At 59.2% G+C, this 6,842-nt stretch carries 8 protein-coding genes; 3 read left to right on the top strand and 5 right to left on the bottom strand.

Annotation, left to right across the window (positions count from 1 at the left end; genetic code table 11):
* The 3 genes from BI292_RS08305 to BI292_RS08295 all read left to right on the top strand — a co-directional run.
* Positions 1 to 636, top strand: a 636-nt coding sequence (locus BI292_RS08305; protein ID WP_101207580.1) for a HEAT repeat domain-containing protein, incomplete at its 5' end; no start/stop codon positions are given.
* Positions 633 to 971, top strand: coding sequence for a DUF971 domain-containing protein (locus BI292_RS08300; protein ID WP_092280660.1), 339 nt, complete (start codon positions 633 to 635; stop codon positions 969 to 971). The genes BI292_RS08305 and BI292_RS08300, both read left to right, overlap by 4 nt.
* A 37-nt stretch (positions 972 to 1,008) precedes the next feature.
* Entirely contained in the window at positions 1,009 to 2,007 is a 999-nt protein-coding gene (locus BI292_RS08295) for an acyltransferase (RefSeq protein ID WP_101207581.1), read from the top strand.
* 20 nt (positions 2,008 to 2,027) lie between these two features.
* On the opposite strand, the gene BI292_RS08290 is transcribed toward BI292_RS08295, so the two are convergent.
* From BI292_RS08290 to BI292_RS08265, 5 genes are all read right to left on the bottom strand, one after another.
* Entirely contained in the window at positions 2,028 to 2,234 is a 207-nt protein-coding gene (locus tag BI292_RS08290; RefSeq protein WP_092280662.1) for a hypothetical protein, read from the bottom strand.
* 269 nt (positions 2,235 to 2,503) lie between these two features.
* On the bottom strand, positions 2,504 to 2,809 hold the full coding sequence (locus BI292_RS08280; protein WP_092280664.1) for a hypothetical protein: 306 nt from the start codon (positions 2,807 to 2,809) through the stop codon (positions 2,504 to 2,506).
* A 174-nt stretch (positions 2,810 to 2,983) separates the two neighbouring features.
* The gene (locus BI292_RS08275) at positions 2,984 to 4,723 is read right to left on the bottom strand and encodes a dipeptidase (protein WP_101207578.1); all 1,740 of its coding nucleotides are present in this window, start codon (positions 4,721 to 4,723) and stop codon (positions 2,984 to 2,986) included.
* 191 nt (positions 4,724 to 4,914) lie between these two features.
* Positions 4,915 to 5,124: a hypothetical protein gene (locus BI292_RS08270; protein WP_092280668.1), complete on the bottom strand. Its 210-nt coding sequence runs from the start codon at positions 5,122 to 5,124 to the stop codon at positions 4,915 to 4,917.
* A gap of 130 nt (positions 5,125 to 5,254) precedes the next feature.
* Positions 5,255 to 6,842: TonB-dependent siderophore receptor (locus tag BI292_RS08265; protein ID WP_101207577.1), on the bottom strand; the 1,588-nt coding region annotated here is incomplete at its 5' end.

The following is a 6,842-nucleotide window of genomic DNA, read 5'->3' as shown; positions in this document are numbered from 1 at the left end:
ATTCTGCCGTGGACCGCGCATGCCGATATCAGCGTGCGGGTGGCGGCGTTCCGGGCGTTGCGCGAGTTGCGTTTCCCGCAGGCGGCTGACGCGGCGTTGGTGGCGTTGGCGGACGAAGACGCCAGTGTGCGCCGTGAAGCAGTGGGTGTGCTGGGCTGGCTCAAGCAACTGGATGCATTGCCTGCGTTGGCGCGATTGGCCAGCGCGGACCCGGACACCGAAGTGCGCCGCGCGGCCACCGGTGCGCTGGGTTTGGCCTCCGATATTCAGGTGTTGCCAGCGCTGCGCCAGGCCTTGAAGGACCACGCATGGCAAGTACGTGAAGAGGCCGCGACCACGCTGGGCAAAGTCGGCCATGTCGATGCAGGGCCGGCGCTGGTCGAAGCCTTGAGCGACGATTATTGGCAAGTGAGGTTGCGGGCCACGCGCAGCCTCGGGCGTTTGCGGTTTGCCGCGGCCCTTGATGCGCTGATCGAAACCCTCGGCCATCGCATCAGCAACCTGCGCAAGGAAGCGGCGTTGGCGCTCGGCGAGTTGCAGAACCGAGGCGCCATCGCCGCCCTGCAAGCCGCGCAGGACGACGGCGACCCGGAGGTGCGCAAAGCGGTGCGCATTGCCTTGAGCCAGTTGCAATGAACCCGCTGGCGGTGGGCAATTCCCAGAGCAGACAGCAACTACGGCTGAACTGGCCGGATGGCCGCGAACAGTTGCTCGATCACGCCGAACTGCGCCGCCAATGCCCGTGCTCGCAATGCCGGGCATTTCGGTTGCAAGGGCTGACAGTGAAGGTTGATTCGCGGATTCGTCTGGTCGAGCTGAATAGCCAGGGCTACGGCCTGCAACTGATCTTCAGCGACGGCCACGAACGCGGCATCTACCCGTGGGCCTACCTCTCAGCCTTGCCCTCAATTCTGGCGTCATCACCGACACGGAAAAACGCTTCACCCCGCGCCAAAAGCCACGTAACTTGACGCGCAAAATAATAAACGCTGATTAAGGATGATGCGCGTGGGGGCTTTTCGGCTTTTGCTGGCGGTGCTGGTAGCGATTTCGCACATGGGCGTGACGGTTTGGGGACTTAATCCCGGCGTGGTCGCGGTGGTGTCCTTTCTGATCATCAGCGGGTTTGTGATGACTTCGCTGATCGAGCGTAATTACAACGCGCCGACGCAATTCCCCTTGTTTTACCTGGATCGGGTCCTGCGGCTCTACCCACAATTCCTGCTGTACTTTGTCAGCTCCTGCGCGGTGATTTATTTCCTCCTGCCCGGCACCCCGCAAGCCGCCGCACTGACCGTCGAAAACATCGCGACCAGCCTGCCCATCGTGCCATTGGGCTTCTACATGTTCGGCATCACCGTGCCGGAAATTCTGCCAGCGGGCTGGTCGTTGGGGCTGGAGATGTGTTTCTACCTGCTGATCCCGTTTCTGCTGGTCTATCGGCTTCGCGGCGTCGCGTTCGCGGCCTCGATCGCGGTGTTCCTGAGCGCAACGCTTGGCTACATAAACACCGACGTCTACGGCTACCGATTGTTACCCGGCGTGCTGTTCATTTTTCTGTGCGGTAGCTACCTGTACAGGATGCGCGCGCGGGGAAGGGTTATCGTCGCAACCACAGCCATTGCGGCGACGCTGTTGTTTCTGGCGATAGTGACGGGCTGGATCGACCGGCGACCGTTCAACGCCGAAGTGACCCTCGGCATCGCCCTGGGCATTCCGGTCGTTTTCCTGCTGAGTAAACTGAAATACCACCGCATCGATGAGTTGCTGGGCAACATCAGCTACGGCGTGTTCCTCAATCACTTCGTGGTCATGTATGTGCTGCGCGCCTTCTGGCCCGTGGCTTACGACGCGACGATCATCAACTCGGTGTTGTTGCTGTCATTCGCGTTCAGCGGTGTTTCGTATTACTTCGTCGAGCGCCCGGCGTTGAAGCTGCGGCACTTCCTCAGAGCTGGCGGCGGCCGCAGCATACTTGCGCAACCGCAAAATACAACGGCCGCTTGATCGGCAGCCATCGGCCACAGTCAGCTCAAATACCCAGTGGTCTGCACCAGGTGAGCATCCTGCACAACAGCGATAAAGTGCAAAGGCATGTGCGGTTGCTCATCAGCGGCAGGGACTTCGAAGCCGCCAACAATCTGGAGATGTCGCTCGGTTAGATCGGTCGACTTCTCTGCCATTTCCTTAGCCATTCTCGCGTGGTTCGCTGCGATTTCATTGAGAGTTGACACGGTTACATCTCCAGGGACTGATCAAACTGATATGAGTGTAGCCGCGTCAGAATTATGTCGTGGCGGGCTGACAAGAGCGGCCATTGCAACTCCTGCGCCATGCGCATCCACGCCAGACGAGGCTGGTATTCATAAGCGACGAGTGGCGTTTCGCGCGGCAAAACTTCAAGGAAAAAAGCAGCCCGAGCACCCTGTCGGACTTCTCTCCGGCCATGAAAAAGCCCGCATGCAGCGGGCTTGATCATGCCTTTGCAATCTGTCCGGATAGATCAGCTGCCGGAGCCGCTGCCTCCTTTGCCTTCGCCGCCACCCTTGGCGCCGCCGCTTGGCGTCGGGCCGTTATCGGTGGTGCCAGCATCGGCGCCGTTGGACATCGAGCCTTTGGTGCCATCAATCCCGGTCGCCGACTTGCCGCCGTCCGTGCCTGTGCCGACGCTGTTGGTTTCGTTACCTTGAGGCTGCGCTGTGCCGGGCGGAAGGGCCGAACCTTCTGTGGTCTTGTCCGCGGCGAGCGCATACAGCGAGCCCGTGGAAAGCAGGCCGGCGAGGGTGAGAACTGCCAATGTGTTTTTCATCGTTCAAGTCTTCCGTGCGAGTGATTGACACAATATTTGAAGAACGACGTTTGAAAAGGTGCTGAGCAGCGGACGAGCGGCATGTATCGGGATATGTCGACGAGCTGCGGGAAGGGTTGCGGGCAGAGTCCGGGAAGAGTCGAACCCGCCAGGACGGCGGGTTCGAAGGGTGTGTCAGAGTTTTGGCAACTGGCCGATGCGGCCGAGCATTTCGGTCACGATCTGCAAGTCGAGCATGAACTGGTCAACCGTCTTGAACTCGTTGTCAGTGTGGCCGGTGTATTTGACTTCAGGTCGCGCGAGGCCGAACTGCACGCCGTTGGGCAATTCATGCACCGAAGTCGCGCCGGCCGACGTGCCGAACTTGTGTTCCATGCCGAGGTTTTCGGTGGCCACGGCCAGCAACGCCTTGACCCATTCACCCTCAGGGTTGCGGTACATCGGCGCGGCGATCGAGTAATCGAAGTTCGCCGCAACTTTGGACGTGCTGCTCCAGGCGCTGATCTTGTCGGCGATTTCCTTCTTCAGTGCGTCCGGGGTTTTGCCCTTCGGCACGCGCAGATTGACCGCCAACTTGAAGGTCTTGTCGTCCAACGCAACATACGTCAGCGAGGTGGTCAGCGGGCCCATGAAGTCATCGGCAAAACCTACGCCCAACTTGCCACCGAGGTAATCCAGGCCCCAGTTGTCAGCGGCATAACGCGCCGCGTCGGTGATGTGGTTGTGCTTGAAGGCGATTTTACCGTCGAGGCTATTAATGAAGTCGAGCATGCGCGCGACCGGGTTGACCCCGGATTCCGGCTCGGAGGAGTGCGCGGACACACCGGTGACGGTCAGCTTGACGTCCTTGCCATCGACCACCGCCGCCACTTCAAAGTCGCCGCCATTGCGCTTCGCGTAATCGTTGCCAGCCTGTTGCAGGCTCGCGGCCAGTTCCGCAGGCTTGTCGCTGAGCAGGGTCGCGACCGACTTCGACGGAATCTGGTTGGTGGCCATGCCGCCAGTCATCGAGATGATTTCAGCGCCGGTGCCCTGGCCCTTGCGCACCGGGAAGTTGCCCATCACCGTGCCGTAGCCTTTCTCGGCAATCACCACTGGATAGCCGCCGTCGAGCGCCAGGTTGTAGTTCGGTGTCGGGTTGCGTTCGAAGTAGTAAGGAATCGCGTCACCGGTGGTTTCTTCGGTGGTGTCGACCAGCAGTTTGAAATTGCGCGCCAGTGGCAGCTTCTCTTCCTTGATGACTTTCATCGCATACAGCGTAACGACGATGCCATTCTTGTCATCCTCGGTGCCGCGGCCGTACATGCGATCGCCGATCAGTGTGACTTTGAACGGGTCGAGTTTGGTACCGTCCTTGAGCACCCAGTTCTCCGGCGTCACTGGCACGACATCGGCGTGCGCGTGAATGCCGACGACTTCTTCGCCAGCGCCGTCGAGCGAGATCTCGTAGACGCGGTTATCGATGTTGCGGAATTTCAGGTTGAAGGACTCGGCAAGCGCCTTGATTTTTGCGGCGATCTTGATGAATTCCGGGTTGTCGTGCTGCGCCACGCCGTCCACCTGGAACGTCGGGATTTCCACCAGTTCGCGCAGCGTTTCCTTGGCGGCAGCGCCGTACTTCACGCGGGCGTAAATGCCCAGCAGGCGATGGATCTCGTTCAACTGTTCGGCGGACAGGGTTTTGTTGTCGAGGAACGCAGTAATGGCGGCGCCGAGATTGTCGGTTTTAGCCAGATCGCTTTTGGCCAGACCACCGAGGAACTGGCGGAAATCCTTGACCGAAGTGTCGCTGAAGGTCTTGAGGATCGCTTCGCTTTGTTGCGCCGTGATGTTGGCCTGGGCCGATGTGGTGAACGCCGACAGGCTGGCGAGAATGAGTGTGGTTGCGGCGAGTTGCTTGAGAGAAAAATCCATTGCTGGGGGGCATTCCTTAGCGAGTCATTAGATGGAAGTGTCTGATGATGAAACAAAACATTTCCAAACTAACACCATGAGCGAGCGCGAGGGCAGCCCCAAAAACGCGATCTGTCGCACAGAAACGCAAAAGCGGCGCAGATATGAAAAATTCTGCGCGCGAGGATTAATCAATTTGCCGCAGGGTTATTTCACTCCGGCGACATCAGCACCGCCAGGCTCAATTTGATGAACTCTTCGTTCTTGTCGATGGTGTCCAACGCGGTGCGGACATTATCGGCAACGTCTGCCGAGCCGCGTGCTTCGACCCAGTTGGAGAGTTCGATAATCGCGGTTTCGAGCGCGAGCTGGTTTTCGTTGAGCTTGAACAGCAGAGAAGGGAGCAAGTCGGAATGTGGCATCGTCGATCCTCAGTGGTGAGGACAGCGTAGCAGCGGAAATCTTCTGACACACCTGTCGGTTATTCACCGACAAGTCGCGGTTTGCCGAGCCGCTGCTACGGGCATTCTGTAGCAGCGGCGGCAGTCATTGTCAGAAGCTGTATTTCGCCGTCAGCGCATAGCTGCGCGGGCTGCCGTAAGTATCGGTGGAGCCCCAGACCGTGCTGGTGCCGATCGCCGAATAGTAGGTGCGGTCGAAGATGTTGTTGGCGTTGAGTTGCAGATCCAGATGCTTGTTGACCTGATAGCCCGCCATTAAATCCGCCACGGCGTAGCTGCCTTGTTCCAGTCGATAGCTGCCGCCAGTGACGTCGACGTCGTTGTACATTCGGCTCTGCCAGTAAACATTGCCACCGACGCGCATTTTCTCCAGTGGACCTTGCAAGCGATAAACCGTCGATACCTTGAACAGATGCTCGGGGGTGTCGGTGTCGAAACGCTGGTTTTCGTTGGCCGGGTCGCCGTCTTTCAGGTAGTGGGCGCGGGTGTAGGTGTAGCCGGCGCCGACTTGCCAGTTCTCGGTCAACGCGCCTTGCAACTCGAGGTCCACGCCTTGGCTGCGGACCAGACCCGAGGCTTCGTAGCAGGTCAAAACCGGGCAACCGAATTGCGTGGCAGCCTGGGTTTCGCGGTTTTTCTGATCGATCTGGAACACTGCGAGGCTGGCATTCAACGCGCCATCGAAGTACTCGCCTTTGATGCCGATTTCGTAGTTTTCACCAACGATTGGCTCAAGCAATTGGCCGGACAGATCCTTCGAGGTTTGTGGCGTGAAAATGTCGGTGTAGCTGGCGTACACGGAATAGTGATCGTCGAGTTTGTAGATCAGACCGGCGTAGCGCGTCAGGTTGCGGGTGACTTTGTAGTCGCCATCGCCCGCACGATCATCGTAGTCATACCAGTCCAGACGTCCGCCGAGAATCAGCGTCAGCGGATCGGCCAGGCTCAGGCGTGTGGTCAGGTAAACCGCGTCCTGGGTGGTGATGTTGTGCATTTTGCCGTCGCGCACGAAGTTCGGTTTCGGCGCGCCGAGTGCCCAGCCGGTGTCGTACGGGCTGTACTCTTTGCTGGTGTTGTCGTAGATGCGCTTGCTGACGCCGACCACCACTTCATGGGTTCGGCCGAAGGCGTCGACCGGGCCGCTGGCGTAAGTGTCCAGCGCGGTTTGTTTTTCGTCCTGTCGCGACTGGTAAACGGTGTTTTCCATCGGGCCGTTATAGCGTGACAGGTAGCTGCCGGAGAACATCCCGTCGAGGGTCGAAGTGGAACCGGCGGCGTGAAGTTTCCAGCCGTTGTCGAACTGATGCTCGATATCGCCGAACACCGTGTCGACGCGCAGTTTCTTGTTTTCCCAATCGGTGCCGGGATAGGTCGAGCGCGGCAGGTTGAGGTGATGGCCGTCGGTGCCGATCGGCAAGCCGCCCCAGAACAAATTGGTCTGATCTTCCTGACGCGAGAAGCCGAGGCTGGCGGTGGTGCTGTCGCTCAAATCAGCTTCGACGATGCCGTAGAACAAGCCGTGATCGCTTTCTTCCTTGTCGCGAAAGCTGTTGGCGTCCTGATAGGAACCGACCATTCGCCCGCGCAAAGTGCCGCTGTCGTTCAACGGACCGGACGCGTCGAATACGCCACGATAATCATCCCAACTGCCGACGGTGCCGGTGAGCGAGACTTGCGGC

The organism is Pseudomonas sp. 43NM1, from assembly GCF_002836905.1.
Lineage (GTDB): Bacteria > Pseudomonadota > Gammaproteobacteria > Pseudomonadales > Pseudomonadaceae > Aquipseudomonas > Aquipseudomonas prosekii.
The sequence above is the reverse complement of the archived record's forward strand: the minus strand, read 5'-3'. Positions and strand labels throughout refer to the sequence as shown.